Annotated in this window: 18 protein-coding genes and 2 pseudogenes; 10 read left to right on the top strand and 10 right to left on the bottom strand. The window is 56.8% G+C overall.

What is annotated here, in order from left to right:
* Positions 1-263: 263 nt before the first annotated feature.
* The 3 genes and pseudogenes from KUW17_RS22460 to KUW17_RS22450 all read left to right on the top strand — a co-directional run.
* Positions 264-623: pseudogene (locus KUW17_RS22460) on the top strand (transposase); the annotation flags it as partial.
* Between the two features lie 499 nt (positions 624-1,122).
* On the top strand, positions 1,123-1,551 hold the full coding sequence (locus tag KUW17_RS22455; protein ID WP_222482534.1) for a hypothetical protein: 429 nt from the start codon (positions 1,123-1,125) through the stop codon (positions 1,549-1,551).
* 530 nt (positions 1,552-2,081) lie between these two features.
* Positions 2,082-2,240: a hypothetical protein gene (locus KUW17_RS22450; RefSeq protein WP_222482533.1), complete on the top strand. Its 159-nt coding sequence runs from the start codon at positions 2,082-2,084 to the stop codon at positions 2,238-2,240.
* A 120-nt stretch (positions 2,241-2,360) separates the two neighbouring features.
* On the opposite strand, the gene KUW17_RS22445 is transcribed toward KUW17_RS22450, so the two are convergent.
* Positions 2,361-2,579: a hypothetical protein gene (locus KUW17_RS22445; RefSeq protein WP_222482532.1), complete on the bottom strand. Its 219-nt coding sequence runs from the start codon at positions 2,577-2,579 to the stop codon at positions 2,361-2,363.
* A gap of 515 nt (positions 2,580-3,094) precedes the next feature.
* On the opposite strand from KUW17_RS22445, the gene KUW17_RS22440 reads away from it, so the two are divergent.
* The 3 genes from KUW17_RS22440 (at position 3,095) to KUW17_RS22430 (ending at position 3,982) form a co-directional block, all read left to right on the top strand.
* The gene (locus tag KUW17_RS22440) at positions 3,095-3,301 is read left to right on the top strand and encodes a cold-shock protein (protein ID WP_222482531.1); all 207 of its coding nucleotides are present in this window, start codon (positions 3,095-3,097) and stop codon (positions 3,299-3,301) included.
* Between the two features lie 65 nt (positions 3,302-3,366).
* Positions 3,367-3,672 carry a DUF982 domain-containing protein gene (locus KUW17_RS22435; RefSeq protein WP_315899421.1) on the top strand — a complete coding sequence of 102 codons (306 nt, stop codon included), beginning with the start codon at positions 3,367-3,369 and terminating at the stop codon, positions 3,670-3,672.
* Between the two features lie 133 nt (positions 3,673-3,805).
* The gene (locus tag KUW17_RS22430) at positions 3,806-3,982 is read left to right on the top strand and encodes a hypothetical protein (protein ID WP_222482530.1); all 177 of its coding nucleotides are present in this window, start codon (positions 3,806-3,808) and stop codon (positions 3,980-3,982) included.
* A 458-nt stretch (positions 3,983-4,440) separates the two neighbouring features.
* Here the strand turns inward: KUW17_RS22430 and KUW17_RS22425 are convergent, their stop codons facing one another.
* From KUW17_RS22425 to KUW17_RS22400, 6 genes are all read right to left on the bottom strand, one after another.
* Positions 4,441-4,998 carry a hypothetical protein gene (locus tag KUW17_RS22425; RefSeq protein WP_261397367.1) on the bottom strand — a complete coding sequence of 186 codons (558 nt, stop codon included), beginning with the start codon at positions 4,996-4,998 and terminating at the stop codon, positions 4,441-4,443.
* A 380-nt stretch (positions 4,999-5,378) separates the two neighbouring features.
* Positions 5,379-6,500 (bottom strand): alanine/ornithine racemase family PLP-dependent enzyme, encoded by a 1,122-nt coding sequence (locus KUW17_RS22420; RefSeq protein ID WP_222482529.1) that lies wholly within the window; start codon positions 6,498-6,500, stop codon positions 5,379-5,381.
* Entirely contained in the window at positions 6,497-7,696 is a 1,200-nt protein-coding gene (locus tag KUW17_RS22415) for a DUF1611 domain-containing protein (RefSeq protein WP_222482528.1), read from the bottom strand. The genes KUW17_RS22420 and KUW17_RS22415 overlap by 4 nt, the downstream gene beginning before the upstream one ends.
* A 92-nt stretch (positions 7,697-7,788) precedes the next feature.
* Entirely contained in the window at positions 7,789-8,643 is an 855-nt protein-coding gene (locus KUW17_RS22410; RefSeq protein ID WP_261397366.1) for a hypothetical protein, read from the bottom strand.
* Positions 8,633-8,986, bottom strand: coding sequence for a hypothetical protein (locus KUW17_RS22405; RefSeq protein WP_222482527.1), 354 nt, complete (start codon positions 8,984-8,986; stop codon positions 8,633-8,635). The genes KUW17_RS22410 and KUW17_RS22405 overlap by 11 nt, the downstream gene beginning before the upstream one ends.
* A gap of 33 nt (positions 8,987-9,019) precedes the next feature.
* Entirely contained in the window at positions 9,020-9,298 is a 279-nt protein-coding gene (locus tag KUW17_RS22400) for a hypothetical protein (protein WP_222482526.1), read from the bottom strand.
* Positions 9,299-9,820: 522 nt separating this feature from the next.
* On the opposite strand from KUW17_RS22400, the gene KUW17_RS22395 reads away from it, so the two are divergent.
* The gene (locus tag KUW17_RS22395) at positions 9,821-10,009 is read left to right on the top strand and encodes a hypothetical protein (RefSeq protein ID WP_222482525.1); all 189 of its coding nucleotides are present in this window, start codon (positions 9,821-9,823) and stop codon (positions 10,007-10,009) included.
* A gap of 57 nt (positions 10,010-10,066) precedes the next feature.
* Here KUW17_RS22395 and KUW17_RS22390 read toward each other — a convergent pair whose 3' ends face one another.
* Positions 10,067-10,801: a Crp/Fnr family transcriptional regulator gene (locus KUW17_RS22390; RefSeq protein WP_222482524.1), complete on the bottom strand. Its 735-nt coding sequence runs from the start codon at positions 10,799-10,801 to the stop codon at positions 10,067-10,069.
* A gap of 153 nt (positions 10,802-10,954) precedes the next feature.
* Here KUW17_RS22390 and KUW17_RS22385 point away from each other — a divergent pair, with 153 nt between their 5' ends.
* Positions 10,955-11,191 (top strand): hypothetical protein, encoded by a 237-nt coding sequence (locus KUW17_RS22385; protein WP_222482523.1) that lies wholly within the window; start codon positions 10,955-10,957, stop codon positions 11,189-11,191.
* A 348-nt stretch (positions 11,192-11,539) separates the two neighbouring features.
* On the opposite strand, the gene KUW17_RS22380 is transcribed toward KUW17_RS22385, so the two are convergent.
* Together KUW17_RS22380 and KUW17_RS22375 are read right to left on the bottom strand one after the other, a co-directional pair.
* The gene (locus tag KUW17_RS22380) at positions 11,540-13,363 is read right to left on the bottom strand and encodes a plasmid recombination protein (protein ID WP_222482522.1); all 1,824 of its coding nucleotides are present in this window, start codon (positions 13,361-13,363) and stop codon (positions 11,540-11,542) included.
* A gap of 213 nt (positions 13,364-13,576) precedes the next feature.
* On the bottom strand, positions 13,577-13,735 hold the full coding sequence (locus KUW17_RS22375; RefSeq protein ID WP_167738125.1) for a hypothetical protein: 159 nt from the start codon (positions 13,733-13,735) through the stop codon (positions 13,577-13,579).
* 146 nt (positions 13,736-13,881) lie between these two features.
* Here KUW17_RS22375 and KUW17_RS22370 point away from each other — a divergent pair, with 146 nt between their 5' ends.
* On the top strand, positions 13,882-14,367 hold the full coding sequence (locus tag KUW17_RS22370) for a hypothetical protein (RefSeq protein ID WP_261397365.1): 486 nt from the start codon (positions 13,882-13,884) through the stop codon (positions 14,365-14,367).
* Between the two features lie 152 nt (positions 14,368-14,519).
* A pseudogene (locus KUW17_RS22365) lies at positions 14,520-14,864 on the top strand (GIY-YIG nuclease family protein); the annotation flags it as partial.

The following is a 14,864-nucleotide window of genomic DNA, read 5'->3' as shown; positions in this document are numbered from 1 at the left end:
GGTCCCTGTCCACGCATAACAAGGGTCGTGCTGTCCAAGCATTCGGCGGCTCAGAGCCCAACCTGTAAATTGGATTTTCTGCTGCGTGCGCGCGCAACACGGATTTTCTGCATACGCGCAAGCTCTGGCGTCGCAGCGCGGTGGAAAAACCAGCCGTTCGTGCGTTCCGCAGCGAGATTTTTCGTTTGAATTTACAAGACGTGGGACAAAATTGCCGCCCACGCTTTCCACCCCAATGACTGCTTTCGGTCAGTAGATTGGCTAGCCAAGGGCGCCCGCTCAATCTGTTCGTTTCCGCCGGGCAAGTTGGCGATTAAACCGGTGCTCGGGCTCTGCACAGCGGTCTGCCAAACGTGGACTGGTTGCTCGATGATCGCGACTATGGCGCCGAACGGTTCCGGGACGCGTTGAAAGACAAAGGGATACGCACCTGCATCCCCGGCTGGATGCAACGCAAGACGCCGGTCTAAAACGACAAGCGCCGATACAAGCGGCGAAACTGCATCGAGATCATGTTTGGCAGGCTCAAGGATTGGAGACGCGTGGCCACCCGCCATGATCGCTGTCCCAAGGTCTTCCTTTCAGCCATCTCCCTCGCAGCAACCGTCATCTACTTGCTGTAAATCCTGACCCTAAGTGCTGTGCATTTCTCAACGGCACGGAGAAACGCCCAACACGGCTATTACGCAACCAGATTACGCAGCAGGTAGAGTACGGTCGTTGGTTTGCGGCGCAATATCCGACAGAAGGGCTCGAACCGGCCTCGCGGTGACGCAGAACGGCGGTCCTAACATTGGCCGTCGCCGAATCTGGCGGCCAGAGGAGAGGTTTTCCAAGCTTTTCAAGCTGCATCTCATTCCACTCATTGCCAAAGCGGCTAAGCTGGACCTGCTCCGGCGCAACCTGCTCACGGTCATTAAACTTTGAGACATACTGTATTTGTGACGCTGTTTCGGGGCAGGTACTCTTTTGGTAGAGCTCAAGCCACATCTCTCACCTGCACTTCTATTGCGTTTGTTAACACTGCCTTGGTTGTGCTGTTGCTATTCAGGGCCAATTGACTGTTCTGGAGCAGTTTCGCGTGCCGCGCCACGCAGAGTGTATGAGTGTGGGAGGTTTAGGATGCTGGCGAGATCTTGCCTGACTGCTTTTGCCGCGTTCTTTGCCACTTCCGGAATACCGGGCAATGCGGCTGCGGTTGAAGCTCTTTCATGCGGCGTGACGCCGATTTCGAGCAGAGGTCATCTTCCGTCTGAGGTTTCAATCCAGCTCCCGACGGATCAGAAGCGGACTGCGGACAGCAACAGCTGGATCGAGATGTCCTACGGGCAGCCGGTGCTGGCTAGTCTGAAGCGGAAAAGCCAGGCTTCTTTCGTCCTGCGCTGGGAGGTTGAGCATCCGGGCGGCCTCGGCGGACCTGAGCCGACCACGGTATATTTCCGCGCTATTCTGAATATACAGAACCTGAAAATCACCCTGTTGGCCTCTGAGGCGGGCGGGAACCGGGCTCAACAACGCGGAACAGGCAGCTGTGCCTCTGCTGACAGCTAGCGGCCTTGCGCGGGCTAGCAGCCACGCAAAGCCGTCTCGCTATAGACATGGGTTTGCGGAAAGGCTGGCGTGCTTGCCGTGAAACCCAGAGGGTTCGCTCCATCGCCGCATGCACGACCCAGGTATGTCCTGTGGATAAAATGCCGTTCTTACACCTTTATTGAAGTTTCAATCTAAAAGTGTTATGAGCTACAATCACATTCATATTGGTTTATCGGTGTTTTGGGGTGGGTGATGCTGGAGCTTTTTTTCGTGTGTACCGGAGTCGGATACTTTGCAGGATTTGGCGCCTGCTTCTGGATCATGCGCTCAGATTAGGTCGCGGCAAGTGTTCCGGTTTCATGAAGCTGATGGTGTCTGCTCGGTAAATTTCGAGTGCCCGGTGTGCCAGATCAAAATGGACATAGCTTTTGACGCAGTGCCTGCGAAAGGGGACGAATTCGATTGCCCGGATTGTCAGGCGCAGTTGATCGCGCACTATGCGCAGGACGAGCACAGTTAGGGGCTGCGGGATGGACTTCGGCGGGCTAATGGTCAGATTGGCAAAGACGGATGAGATCGCCGAGGTCCGGCGAAACGGGCGACGCGTCGTCGGCTCCTACGGAGATCTGACAGTTGTCGTCTACCACGATGAGCAGCGGAACCTGGTTGCGGTTTCCCAAGTTCTGCAGGTGGTCGCATCTGACTAAGGCGCCGAGCACTTAGATATCGGCTTTCCAAGGTCACAAATGCCACAGCTTGCTAGGCAAGAATTGGTAATCGTCAGGCGTCCTCACCTGTAAAACTTCCGATTTGATCTGACGGACACCTCAGCTTGCTTTGCTTAGAATGGGCTGCAGGCTGTCCGATGTCTCGGAAGCTCTGATCGTCTTGTCCCTGGCAATGTGTAGCGTTTCGCGGAAGGTCTGAATATCCGGCCCGTATTTACCGGTGAGCAGCCCCATCGCCAGAGGTGAAGGGATCAACGCCGTCAGCGCGCTCTCCCTCACCGCCGCTTGAATGCGCGGCGGATTGACCAGGACGTTCATTGCACAACCGCAGATTTGGTTAGTCCCCCAGAACCGGCCGCTCAGTCTCGCATGCAAAATGGCCGTGTCAGCGCGGTGCTGATGACTGGATGTGGAGGGAGGATCGGAGGGCAAATCCGGACCGGACCCGCCTTCGTGGCAAAGCAGAGGTTCGGGTCGAACCTGCAGCGGCCGTCGCCAATAAAGTTGGTTGCTGTGTGAGCACAAGGCGGGTAACAGCCATTAGCGGACTTGAGCTGGAGCTGAAAAACCAGCGATCTCGAAAATTGCCCTTCAGAACAATCTGCTGTGAAAGACGTACTCGGCAGGCCCAGCCGGCACGCCAAGCAAGTTTGCAAAAAATTTCACGCGGTCTCAAAGCTAGCCTCTTGTAAACACGGATCGCATACCCCATCTCGGTTGGGCAAAGCTTCTTCCTACGACCTTCTGTTTCCTAACGGCCCCAGTTGTTCCTATGTTGACACTGGGCCGGGCTATCGCGTGTTGCGGATGGCATTTTTCAAGGAGACGACACGATGGCCAATGGCACCGTGAAATGGTTCAACTCTCAAAAAGGTTTTGGTTTTATCGCTCCCGAGCAGGGATCGAAGGACATCTTTGTCCATATTTCCGCCTTGGAACGCGCTGGCATCCAGCAGCTTAACGATGGCCAGGCCGTGACTTTCGACATCGAAAGCGGCCGCGACGGGCGCGAGTCTGCCAGCAATCTCGCACTTGCCTAAGCCTCTGCAGGCTTGAAACATTCAGCGGGAGCATTCTTGCAGTGCTCTCGCTTTCCGCATTTGCTGTGACCAACAGTCTGATGCGGCTTTCAAAAACCACCGAAAGAACAATCTTGATAGAAATCTCTTGGGGAACCCCCATGACCGTATTTCTGCCCTCCGAGGGGCGGACACGAAAAATTTCGACAATCGAACAAGCACAATTCTGGCTGCAGAGAGCTTGGCCCGTTTCTGATCACAATAGAGATGTTGCGCTTGAAAAAATCGATGCAGCGATGGACTGTCTCGCGCCTGTAGGTGCCGCCCGCGCAGCATTCCTCTCGGCAGTCGGCTCTGCTGGATTTCACGCGGACTTCCCCGCCGCTGCGTAGAACACTGCAACGAACTGGCGCGGCCACGGCGCTGCCCAGTCCTTCTGCCCCATAGCGCACCTGACAGAAGGCCCAAACTGAACTTTCACGCAAAAATAGCCCTGCCCACAATCAGCCTCGTAGGAGTTGGATGATGACCAAGTTTAATATTGAGGAATTGAAACTAGCTGGCCTGTCCCGAAAGGAAACGGCAATGGAAAAGACCGCACGGGCTGCGCGTGAAATCCTGGAAGACGAAAACGAAATACGGCGCAGCAAAATCGAGCGCCTACGGCGCTCCCGGCTTCAGTACAAGCGCAGTGGCCAGTGAAGTGTAGGCCGCCTGGCGCCTGAACCATACGAACTGCAGCTCTTTTGGGCTGGCGCTCAGAGGCAATCGCTCTGGACCTGTGGCGTTTGCGTGCGCAAGAGAACCGGCAGGCCCTCATGAACCTAGCTCATTTCTTTTCTAATCTGTTGCGTCAAATCCAGCTCAAACCTGCTGACGTTCGACAGCCCGCAGGCTGCCAAGGAGTAAAAGCAAGTAGGAGCTTGGCGGAATGCCGATCCAGCATAATGAAAGTTGTGGTGCCCGGAGGGTTTCAACGGCGGCCAGGCGAGCCGGATCTTACCGAAACAGCGGTACGCCAAGCATTTGAAGACTTGCAGCGCCGGCAGATCCGTTCGCCGAACCATTCACTCCAGAATACAGAATTGCACCGCAAGCAACGGCGCTCTCGCGGCACGTCTCCGCGGGCAGGTGTCACAAAGGCATCTTGTTCGTTTCTATCAGTCATCATGTGGTTCCTTACCGCCCGGTACGTCCGGTGCAGGACTGACAACTTTGTTGGCGCGATTGTCTGCCGGAGGTGCCAAGCCTTCGTTCTCTGCTGCTTGGATTGCAAATGCGCTTGAGGGACTTGCCTCTTCAGCACTCTGGGCAGCCTGCTCGCGATCCTGGTCCGAATCGCACTCGCCAAGGTACAAGCGGCGGATTTGGGCTTCAGACACTCCGTCAGCCTGCATGACCAAGCGCACCATCGGGTCGGCAAGCATTTCTTCGAGGAAGAACTGCGACAGCTTCTTTCCGGACAACTTGTCCTTGGCCTGAGCGCTCTCGAGGTCCGCCAGTGAAACTGTCAGGCTGCGGGCCAGCCCTGGATGTGACGCGCGCGGGTGCAAATGAATTATTACAGAGGCTTTCCATGCCTGGGGTGTCAGGTGGCCGGGAGGTGCGGACAGTTCGGTTTCGATGACATACTCCCCAGCTGGAAGTGTCTCGTCGAATCCCGGCAAGGTGAAAGGGTGGGAGAATAGTGCGACAGCCTTACTTGTCAGCTGATCCATTTTCTAATTCTCCTTTGCTGCGGTGCTGTTCTTGCCGCTCTGGCAAAGCGGAGTTGCCGCGGATTAACGGCGTCAAGAGTCTTTAGAGGGCAATCGGGGCTGGTCTTGCACATGAAAGCAGAACTGAACCCCGCTCTTTCTTTCTCTCATTCGCACCAGCCGAATTGTTCGAAAAAGCCGCGTCACCGGTGCTCTGACCATTGAAAGAGATGTTGCGGTCGGGCGATTGCGAGCCTCAGTTTTCAGCCTCTCTGTGAGGCGAAGAAAGCACCAGCAGTCACACCCGATATAGGTATTCCCGGCTCAAATTACTACGGCATGCTGCAGACTTGAGGCCGCTTGACGAGGCTTGGAGCTGCATTTCCAAGAGCCCGCCGGTATCACAAGAGTACCGGGTGCCGTCCATTGCGGGTGGCTGAACCACCGTCTTCTGCAGGTCTGCTATTGCAAAAAACTTTTGCAACATCTGGCGCTGCCATGGTGTGCAAAAGGGCGCTGTAGTTCAAACGCAGTGTTATCTCGCTCCCGATGCGCAGCGGGCAATTGGTCGTTTCTACGACGAGATGATCGCTGGTTGCTCCGATGTAGGAAACCGCTGCCGGAAAAGTCAGTCCGGCCGGATCTGTGTCTTGCAGCCCGATAGCCAGGATCGACCGGGTTTTCCAATGATTGCCTGGCACTAGGCTTAGCGCTGACAATGCAGGATCGGACATCTTCAAGGGTGCCAGCTTTGACTTTGCCTTTGTCTCGATCACCTCTGCCTGCAGGACGAAAGCATCCGTGTGAAGCCCGCTTATCGGGTTTCCGGAAACCGGATCGGTGCCGAGCAGGATGGCCTCCCCCAGGCGCAGACTGTTCACCCTTCCTACCACTTCCGTACCAAGCGCCCACTGTAGATTTGCGGAACTGCCTCCAGAAATCACGTCAACAAAGGGACCGCATTGCGCTTCAACGTCGTTCGCAAGCGCTGATAGTGCTGCCATATCCTCAGCGGTGGGAGACGGACCGGCCAGGCAAGCAAAGTTCGCACCGATGCCCTTGAGTACCACACCCGGTGTCCTGGTGACCTGAAGCGCAATATCGGTCAGGTCCTCAGGCATAATGCCTTCGCGAAGATCCCCCATTTCTACCAGCAGTATGATCGCGTGATTGGTTTCTTGGCGCAGGGCTGCAGCGGCGAGGCCGGCTATCGTCCCGATTTCGGTGTTGCAACTGGTTTTACAATAGGAAACGATTTGCTCCACCTGGCTCAGCATGGGTGTCCGGATCATCAGGATCGGACAGGTTATTCCTGCCTTGCGCATGCGCTCGACACTTGCCACCCGCGCATCAGCCAGTCCTGTTGCACCGCCTGCAATCATGGCTTTTGCAATGCGCGGGTCGCCGCATACTGCTTTGGTCACACCAGTCACAGAGATCCCGCGGGGCTTCAGGCGGTCGACAAGTACACGCGTATTCTGGCGGATTTTCCTCAGATCTATTTCCAAGCGTGGCGCAGTCATAACGCGGCCTTCCCCGGCACCGGCCGCAACTGAGGATAGGCAGACAGAACAAGTTCAGCCAGATGAACCGGAGGGCAGCTAAGGGCATTGCTGACCGGCAAGTCCAGTTTCCGTGCATGGTCCCTGATAGCGGCATTGATCCCCGCATCAGTCAGCCCTTCATGGTTGAGGGTTACGCCGATTACCTTTGTGTCCGAAAACGCTTCGATCAGGGCAATCTCGTCACTGGGGTCCGGCATTGCCATCTCCGGAAAGTCGCAGCGGTGCGCCCGCGCTGGCGCATGCTGAAGGATTACCGCGTCGGGCTGGCTGCCGCGCAGAATGAAGGCAGATGTGCAGAACGCCGGATGGCTGAGCGCGCCCTGGCCTTCGATCAGAATGACATCTGGCTGTTCTCTTTCGTATGCGGCAAGAATAGCCCCTTCCAGTTCCCCGCAGCAGAATTGCGGCGGCACCGCGTCCATTGCGACGCCATATCTGGCGCCCTGCATCAAACCTGTTTGGCCGGTGCCAACCAGAACCGTCTTGATGCCTTGCGCATTCAGTGCCCTGGCGAGCAGGGTTGCCGTGGTCCGTTTTCCAATTGCGCAGTCGGTTCCCAAAATGGCGATGCGGATCGCCTTTACACGCGCAATGCTGCCATCGAACAGTCGCATGTCCTTGCTGAGCCGGGGCTTGCGGATATCCCGGACGGTAACGTTCCAGGATTTTGCAGCAGCAATGATCTCCGGGTCTTCACTTAGGTATTCATGCAGGCCGGCTACGATGTTCATTCCCCGTGAAATCGCCTCAAGAACAACCTTCCGGTCCTCGCAAGAGAGTTTCCCGTTAGACGGCGCCATCCCGTAAATCAGTGTATCAGGGACAGTGCTTTGGTGGGCAACGGCTTCTTCAAGACTGCCGAAAACCGGAATCCGGTTGATTTCCCCATCCAAGACTTGCCCGCTGTCACACCCGTGGTGCCCGCTGTCGATCACTGAGAGTATCCGGTAGGCCTTTGAGTGGCGCACCAGCCCGTTTGCAGTTTTTCCATCATTTTTGGCGAAGTTTCCTTCGCAGTACACTATTGCACTGGGAACGGGGAAGAACGGCAGTTTGCCTGTGCTCCCGGGTTCCTCAGAGAGGAATGGTGAGCGCAAACGCCCATTGCTTGCATTTTGCCGTGCTGAGAGGCCGGCTTTGGTTGCGGGATCCATGATTTGTCCTTTGGATTGAAACAAGCGCTTGGCATTGACGTGCCCGCCGCAAGTTATGACGCCGCCAAGCAGGGCAGCAGAAGGTGCAAGGCCTAGTTATTCAGAACGCAGCGGCCTCTCGTCCGCTGAAAGTTCCTGTCGCACTCCCATCGGTTGCCAGACCTGTCGAGATGGGCGTTTTCGGGCAGATCTATGAGAATGCAGCGGTCGCCAGACACTGCGTAACCGCGTTCGCACTTCCACCCTGTTCTGTAAGGTGCATCGTCAAAGTAGGCATTTTCAGGGACGAACACGGCTGTACATGTCCCATCCTGTTCAAAGAACCCGCGCTCACATGTCCAAGGCCGCCCGTACTTTGAGCCGTTCAAGTAGGCGTGTTCCGGCACATGAATGACAAGGCATTTCTCACCTTTGGCCTCATACCCTCGATTGCAACGCCAAGCTGGCCCGCTAGTGTCGTTCGTTAGATAGGAATTTTCCGGCAGGGCAATTTTCTGGCAGATGTCGTCGATCTTCCGGTATCCGCGCAAGCAATTCCACCGTTTGCCCGAAGGGTCGAGATAACCGCCTTCCGGGACTAAAACTTTACCACAAGAATTGCCTTCGACCTCAACATAGCCATGCAGGCACTCCCATCCCGTGCCATAAGGTTTGTTCGTCGGGTAAGCGTTTTGCGGGACAACAATTGCAACACATGTATTGCCGGCGGGACGGTAGGACGGATTGCATTCCCACCCGTTACCGTAGCTTCTAGCATGGGCGTTTTCAGGTATCGCAGATGTGCCTGATTGCGGAAAAGCAGGTGCTGCGAACACCAGAACAAATCCGAACACAGCTGCAAAATGTCTGACCAGAGTTTTCAGGAAAGCCCAGGAGACCATCTTCTTGTCCGTCAGCACTGTGCTGGATTCAGAAGACACCGGTAGTTCTGCAAAATCACGAGGCATCAAGATCCAGCCCGGCAAGGCATGCCTGTGCAAGATCACGGTTTGGCTGCTCTGAACCAGGAACCGTTGCCCAGCCTGCTTCCATAACGGCATCCCGGCGTTTATAGGATATTGCCTCTTGGATTGACGCCAGCTTGGCAATCCGGTTGGAATCTGTCTGGGCCAGGTTGATGCAAACCGGCACCAAGGCCGCGATCAGTTCGTTGTGGGACCTAGAACTGGCCATTGCATCTGCTTGGCTTCCCGTCACCCAGCCGCCCCAAGAGAACCCTGCGATTGTAATGGAGACGGCGCCAATAAGGGCTCCGTAAACTCCGGGCCTCAGCCATTCGGGATAAGTCATCTCTGGTCCTCCTGCGGAGAAAGCGCCGCGTCGCTATGATTGCTGTTTTGTGTCAAATCCGCTGGCGCGGCTTTGCGCAGTTTCCAAGTCACTCTGGGTGATCATGCGCAATTCGGTCCGGCCTGCTTGGCCGCCCCTGCCGTGGATCAGCAGGTAAATTGCTGCGGTCCGGTAGGCCACGAAACTGAGCCCCTGAAGAAGCTCCTCTTCCACGATGACTTCATACGCTCCGGCCGGAAGTACGCCTGGATAACCCGCCAAGGAAAACGGGTGGGAATACGTCACCATCAGTCTGGACGACCGTGTGTTCATCCTGGTTTTCCTTGATTGCCCGTGTGGCAGTTTCTTGCCTCATCTGCAGCGAGTCTTGCCGGGACCTTCAGGACGTAGGCCCCGCAACGCTGACTATGTCAAAAACTCTAGGACAGGCGAGGAGAGCACGTACTAATCGATGTTAGCTATTTCGGATTTTCCTGTTCTGTTTGCACTAAGCGTGAAAACCGTCACTCGTTGAGGCCGGTGCCACCCAGCTGCCGGTTTACGTCAGGCTGCTGCAGTTTCAACGCGCGCGCAGGCAGGCATGTTCAAATGGGCCGCTTCTTTTCAGGCGGGGGCTACTGGTCTTTGCAGGGGGCTCGTACCGGGACACCGCTAGCTAACCTGTGTCAGTACATGCAGATCCAATCCCGGATAGGAGTACTATACCGGCGCCACATTTTGCCGGTGTGTGATTGTGTTCGAGTGCCAAAGAAGCGCGGGGTATGTGCTGGTCCAAATCGGTTCTGCACATAGTTCGCGCTTCTTATTCTCGGAAACATCTGAAAGGAAAAAGAAATGACCCCCGAAGCACGAAAACTCGCTGTGAAGCTGGCTTCCATAAGAGCTGCCTGCGAAAGAGCTCCTGCAGGACCGCAGAAAGAAGCGGCTTGGAAGCATTACAAGCTTGCGGAGAAGGCGCACAGCGATGAGAACCACACCGAAATGTACAGGGAGCTCGAGGCGGCAAAACAAGTTCTCACGTAACCGCCCCGTTTTAAACCTTTCATCTGGCTGCCCGAGCTCTTCCAAGCGGCGGCCGTTTCATTTCAGAAGCGGTCCAGTTTGGTCCAGGTACGCCGGATCGAAATCCGCCAGAGTCATTAGCCGGTCGATGTCTCCGAACTTCACGTAGCCACCCCGGAAGGTGACCAATTCCCGTTCCCGAAGTTGGCGCAGAACGCGATTTACATGTACGGCAGTCAATCCCAGAGCGTCGGCCAGATGGTACTGGGTCAGAGGGCAAGCATATCCCTCCTTGCTTCCCAGTCCGACGAACGCCAGCCTCGCACCAAGCTCCAGCAGAAAATGCGCCATTCGCGCATCTGCATCGCGGCGTCCTAGCCCGACAAGATGCTCGACAACCATCGCTTCATCCCGGGACGCGGCCCAAAGTATGGCTGCCGCCAGCCTTGGGGTGTCGGCCAATGCTCCCAGCAGGTCACTTGCAATAACCTCGACTGCTTCGATCTCCCCAACCGGCTCGATGCTATGGTCCGAAGTGCGCAGGAGAACGCTGCGCAATCCCAGGAAATCACCCGGTATCTGAAAGTCGACAATCTGTCGCGATCCCTCTGGCTGGATTTTGTAGGAGCAGGCCCAGCCTGAAGCCAGAATGTAGGCGGCTTGTCTGGGCTGTCCCTGATGCACAAGGTCACTACCTGCCGCAAAGGTTTTCCGGCGTTGATGCAACTGAGTCAGTACGGCCAGTTCATCTTTTGAAAGAACGGCAAATGCAGATAGCTTCCTTGCGAGCGGGCTGTGTTCGATAGAGTTCATAACCCCTCCTGAGCTGGGGCGGTGATTTTGAAAACCGCCGGTCCACCGGACTGCTTTGGATCAGTTCGGCCTGCTTCGATTCCTGCGAAGGTACTGAAGAGAACTTCTCTGTCAGCTTATCATGGCACGCAATGCAAGAAAGGAAGGCCTAAAATGTCCGAGCGGAGCGAATGTGCAGGAATGGCCGCGTTATCGATCTGCGAGGCATTGCTGCTGGCTATGAAAGATCTTCAGGTGCTGCCTGAACATGAAGTCATTGGTGTTCTTCGTGATGCAGCGGCTTTTCATGAGAATGCGGATGGAACGGGAACTGATACCGAAAGACACCACGCTGCTGCTTCTTTGATCCATCAGATTATTGCCAACGGTAACCCTGCCCGGAAACCTTGATGGAAGCTGGCGCGGCCAAGTCCAAACTGGGTTCCTTCATCACCAGGAAGACAGCTCACAAAACGCTTGAGCATCAGAAGCCTAGCGGAGCCAAACACCCTATCCGTGTGAAGAAAGCCTAGTCCTGCTCCCTGCTTCTCGATCCTAGTTGCTGCGAAAGGGCGGTTCGAGTTTCGCGCCTCCGACTGACTTTCAACGGCCGGTTTGGCGACACATGCTGCTTCACAGCAAAAACCACGCCGCACCCGCGAGCGAATGCTGCGTCAGCAAACACCAGGAAGGGCAACGGCGGCAAAGTCCCGCACAGCAAACCTTGGCTTTTCACGCAGCAAAAGTCAGCAATCAGCCCTATTTCGGTCCGCTGTCTATCCCACCGAGCGTGATCCTCGACAGCCGCGCTGCATCTTCCGGTTCCCATTTCTGGCGCAGGCCGCGGACATAATCCGCGTCACTCTTCAGCTTTTGCCGTTCCTTGGCGAGGACGCGTTTCACGGTCCGCGCCACCAGTTGAGCAATGCGCGTGACCATCCGCATTGCTGGGCGGATTTCTTTCAGCTTTTCATCCCGCTCGCCCTTGGTATCCGGGGCGGCCGCGCCCCAAGTCAAGCCTGCCTGCTGATCCGCAGACGCCTCCCGCCAGAAGACCGCCCCATCAGCAACCAAACCCAACCCGGTCTCGATGGCATCCGTGATGACCTCTGCCTCCGTTGCCTTCAACCGGACCTTTTCTTCTGCCTCCTGCAGCCTCTTCTCCTCAGCCAGCCGGGCAGCCCGGGCCTCAGCAGCCGCTTTTTCTTCCTGGCCGCGGTGCTGAACCATCCGCCGCAGTTGAGCGGCCAGATCAGATTTCTCTGCCTTCGTGGCGTTCAGCACCTGCTCGGCCTGTTGCCTTTCTTGGATAATCCGCGCGCGTTTTTCCTCTTCGGCCTTTCGCGCTGCCGTTTCGTCCCGGTACTTTTCTGCAGCTTCTTCCGCCCTTGCCTCATACCCCTTAACCCTCGGCTCCAATGCCCCGACCTCAGCCACAATTTTCTTTTTCAGAGCATTCGCGGCGTCAGCCGCTTTTTCCTTCTGCACAGCTTCTGCCTCCGCCGCATCGCGGCGGCGGATCATCTTTGCAGTTTCCCGCGCGGTCCGCTGTTTGCGGGCCCGCGCCTCTTTCACCGCGCGCTTGCGCGACTTTTTGACCGTGGCCTTGGCTAGGTCCCGGCCGTTTTCAACGGCCGCCTTTGCCTCATCCAGGGCATCGCCCAGGATGCGCTTCTTCTCCGCTTGCGCCTTGAGGCGCTCCTCGGCACGCCACTTTGATGGCGGCACATGCTGCCGCCGCTCGGGCAGAGGTTTTCCCTCTGCCCGCGCCTGGCGCCGGGCCTCGGCACGGCGCTCCCCCCTGATGATCCCGATTGTCTCGAAGGCCTCTCCGGCAAGATCCTGGGCATGCTCATAGCTTTTGATGAGCGGGTTCTCAGATGGCTGCAGCAGGATCTGATGCCCGCGGTTGGCGGATGGCTTCTCGGTCCAAACGGCCACGACAAAATGGATGTGATAAGCCTCCTCATCGACGTGGGCGCTTGCATAGCGCAGCTGACCATGTGGAAAGTTTTCACGGAGGAACGACATGGCGGTTTTGCGGAAAGCAGAGACACGTTCCGGATCCCATTCAGAGAGCCCTGCCCCGCCCAGCCAATCTTTGTTGACTGTGATGATGCCTTCCCGAAGCGGACCTCTGCTGCAGGACCGCCAGGGGTCTGCAGGCCCTTCCGCCTCCAGCTTCCTGGCGTCCTTCATGCGTGATTTGGCTCTGAGGGCACGCAAATGCTCCTCGTGATTGTGACGGCGCATCTCAGCAATTTCGCCGCGTATCTGCTGCTGCCAGCCCGGCTCGCCGGCCAGCACCTGGTTCAGCCGCGACAGCTCCTGGTCGACATGATCCAGGTCGCCGCCGCCGCGCTTGTCATGCATCTTGAACTTGCCAAGGTCCCGCGGAAACAAGCCTGCAAATCGCAGCACAACCGGTGCTTCATTTAGAATTACGGGCTGTGCTTGGGTGAACTTGGGCTGTAGGGTCATCTTGCTGCTCGGATCTGCTTCTCTGATCCGAGTCTCCGCGAAGACGAAGAAAATCCCGATAGGCTTATTTTTGTTTTTGTGAGGCTTGTACTCACTAGGCAAGTTGCAATCTTGGGCTGGGCCCCAGGATTGCAACTTGCCGTTCGCGAGGGGGATACCCCCTTCGATCCCCTCCTCGTCAGCTTGTTTCAGGCCTTCGCCTTCAAAAGCTTCCTGCGGCCAGCAGCCTGCTGGACCCGCCCTGCCGGGGGCCTGGGATGACTTATTGTTTTTCGATAATCTGGAAGGGGTGAAGATTTACACTGACAGCAATTGCTATTCGTCGACTTCAATTCCGCGATCCTGGCACCATTGCTTCAACATCCGCCGGATCATAGCAGGCCGTGTCGGAAGATCGTCTTGCTCGCGGCGCTGGTTATCAATGACTTCGATCATCCCACGCGCCAATCGGAGATTGACCGCTTCGGTATCCACCGCCGGGCGTCCTCGCGCTTTTTTTGACATGTCTGACAATCTCGTATTGATTTTTGGTTTTATGGTACCATATATTGCAGGTGCAGCAAGGCTCCTACCCCTTGCCGCACCCTAACCAAAACCGATCTCGCGAGAGGAGACCGACTATGGCTGATATTTGCCGTATCATGCGCATGAGCACAGAAAAAGGCTTGTGGCCTGCAAACGAAGCAGATGATGGTTCCACCTTCATCACCCGCACCTTCGACACGCTGACCAAAGCAGTGGACGAAGCCCTGAATTTGGAGCGTGATCTGTCTCACTCCCTCGCCTGGGATCCCGCATCCACCGGTATCCAAGAGGCCGCAGAAGCCAAATGGCAGGATTGCCTTAAACTCAGCGGCGACATCCTGACCGCACAGATGGTCAGTGCCGAAGATTTGCCAATGCAGCGCATGAGCATGCTGCTGCACTTTCTGATCGAATCTGAGAGCCTGGACGAGGCACTTCGATTCCAGCAGCTGATGCATGAGCACCGGGACCTTTTCACTACCGATGATCCCGGTGTCCGCGAAGCGCTGAACCGCGCGGCGCGGCAAGTCGACGCCGTGGTGGAGATGGCAGTGACAGCTCCGGAATTCGCGCCGGTCTGATCCGCCCAGTCCCCGTGACATAACCTGACCCGGCCCGCAGCGGATCTCCCCGCCTGCGCCCGCCCGCGTCATGCCCAAATCCAGATTATCCCGGCAGGTGCCCCATATCCGGCGCCTGCCCTCTCTCCAGCTTTGCGCAAACGGAGTTCTCAATGACCCATACATCAACCGCCACGCCCGCCGCCTTCCCGCTCACCATTCACCCCCACTGGCAGACCGCCGCCGAAGCCAAGGGCTTCGGCATCCTGCAGCGCATCAAGGACCGCTATCACCTGCTCCTATCCTGCCACACCTGCCGACGGGCACATGCCAGCAAGATCTTTGTTCTCATGAACAGCCAGCCGCAGTGCCCGCACTGCATTCAAGACCGGTGGCAGGCCGACGCTGTGGCCGCAGGTTTGAAGTGGGCAGGCCGCGATCCGGAAGACCGTCACTATGCCCACTATATCGCCCCCTGCGGCCATAACTTGCGCCGGCAATTTGAGATGGTTAAGCGG

The organism is Leisingera aquaemixtae (assembly GCF_019801145.1).
Classification (GTDB): domain Bacteria; phylum Pseudomonadota; class Alphaproteobacteria; order Rhodobacterales; family Rhodobacteraceae; genus Leisingera; species Leisingera aquaemixtae_A.
Note: the sequence above shows the minus strand (reverse complement) of the source record. Positions and strands in the feature narration are given on the sequence as shown.

Excerpts from the sequence above, each read along its gene's own strand:
- KUW17_RS22390 (WP_222482524.1), bottom strand. The coding sequence starts at position 10,801 with ATGAACTCTATCGAACACAGCCCGCTCGCAAGGAAGCTATCTGCATTT.
- KUW17_RS22395 (WP_222482525.1), top strand. The coding sequence starts at position 9,821 with ATGACCCCCGAAGCACGAAAACTCGCTGTGAAGCTGGCTTCCATAAGA.
- KUW17_RS22370 (WP_261397365.1), top strand. The coding sequence starts at position 13,882 with ATGGCTGATATTTGCCGTATCATGCGCATGAGCACAGAAAAAGGCTTG.
- KUW17_RS22415 (WP_222482528.1), bottom strand. The coding sequence starts at position 7,696 with ATGGATCCCGCAACCAAAGCCGGCCTCTCAGCACGGCAAAATGCAAGC.
- KUW17_RS22445 (WP_222482532.1), bottom strand. The coding sequence starts at position 2,579 with ATGAACGTCCTGGTCAATCCGCCGCGCATTCAAGCGGCGGTGAGGGAG.
- KUW17_RS22385 (WP_222482523.1), top strand. The coding sequence starts at position 10,955 with ATGTCCGAGCGGAGCGAATGTGCAGGAATGGCCGCGTTATCGATCTGC.
- KUW17_RS22450 (WP_222482533.1), top strand. The coding sequence starts at position 2,082 with ATGGTCAGATTGGCAAAGACGGATGAGATCGCCGAGGTCCGGCGAAAC.
- KUW17_RS22400 (WP_222482526.1), bottom strand. The coding sequence starts at position 9,298 with ATGAACACACGGTCGTCCAGACTGATGGTGACGTATTCCCACCCGTTT.
- KUW17_RS22440 (WP_222482531.1), top strand. The coding sequence starts at position 3,095 with ATGGCCAATGGCACCGTGAAATGGTTCAACTCTCAAAAAGGTTTTGGT.
- KUW17_RS22430 (WP_222482530.1), top strand. The coding sequence starts at position 3,806 with ATGACCAAGTTTAATATTGAGGAATTGAAACTAGCTGGCCTGTCCCGA.
- KUW17_RS22405 (WP_222482527.1), bottom strand. The coding sequence starts at position 8,986 with ATGACTTATCCCGAATGGCTGAGGCCCGGAGTTTACGGAGCCCTTATT.
- KUW17_RS22420 (WP_222482529.1), bottom strand. The coding sequence starts at position 6,500 with ATGACTGCGCCACGCTTGGAAATAGATCTGAGGAAAATCCGCCAGAAT.
- KUW17_RS22410 (WP_261397366.1), bottom strand. The coding sequence starts at position 8,643 with ATGCCTCGTGATTTTGCAGAACTACCGGTGTCTTCTGAATCCAGCACA.
- KUW17_RS22425 (WP_261397367.1), bottom strand. The coding sequence starts at position 4,998 with ATGGATCAGCTGACAAGTAAGGCTGTCGCACTATTCTCCCACCCTTTC.
- KUW17_RS22455 (WP_222482534.1), top strand. The coding sequence starts at position 1,123 with ATGCTGGCGAGATCTTGCCTGACTGCTTTTGCCGCGTTCTTTGCCACT.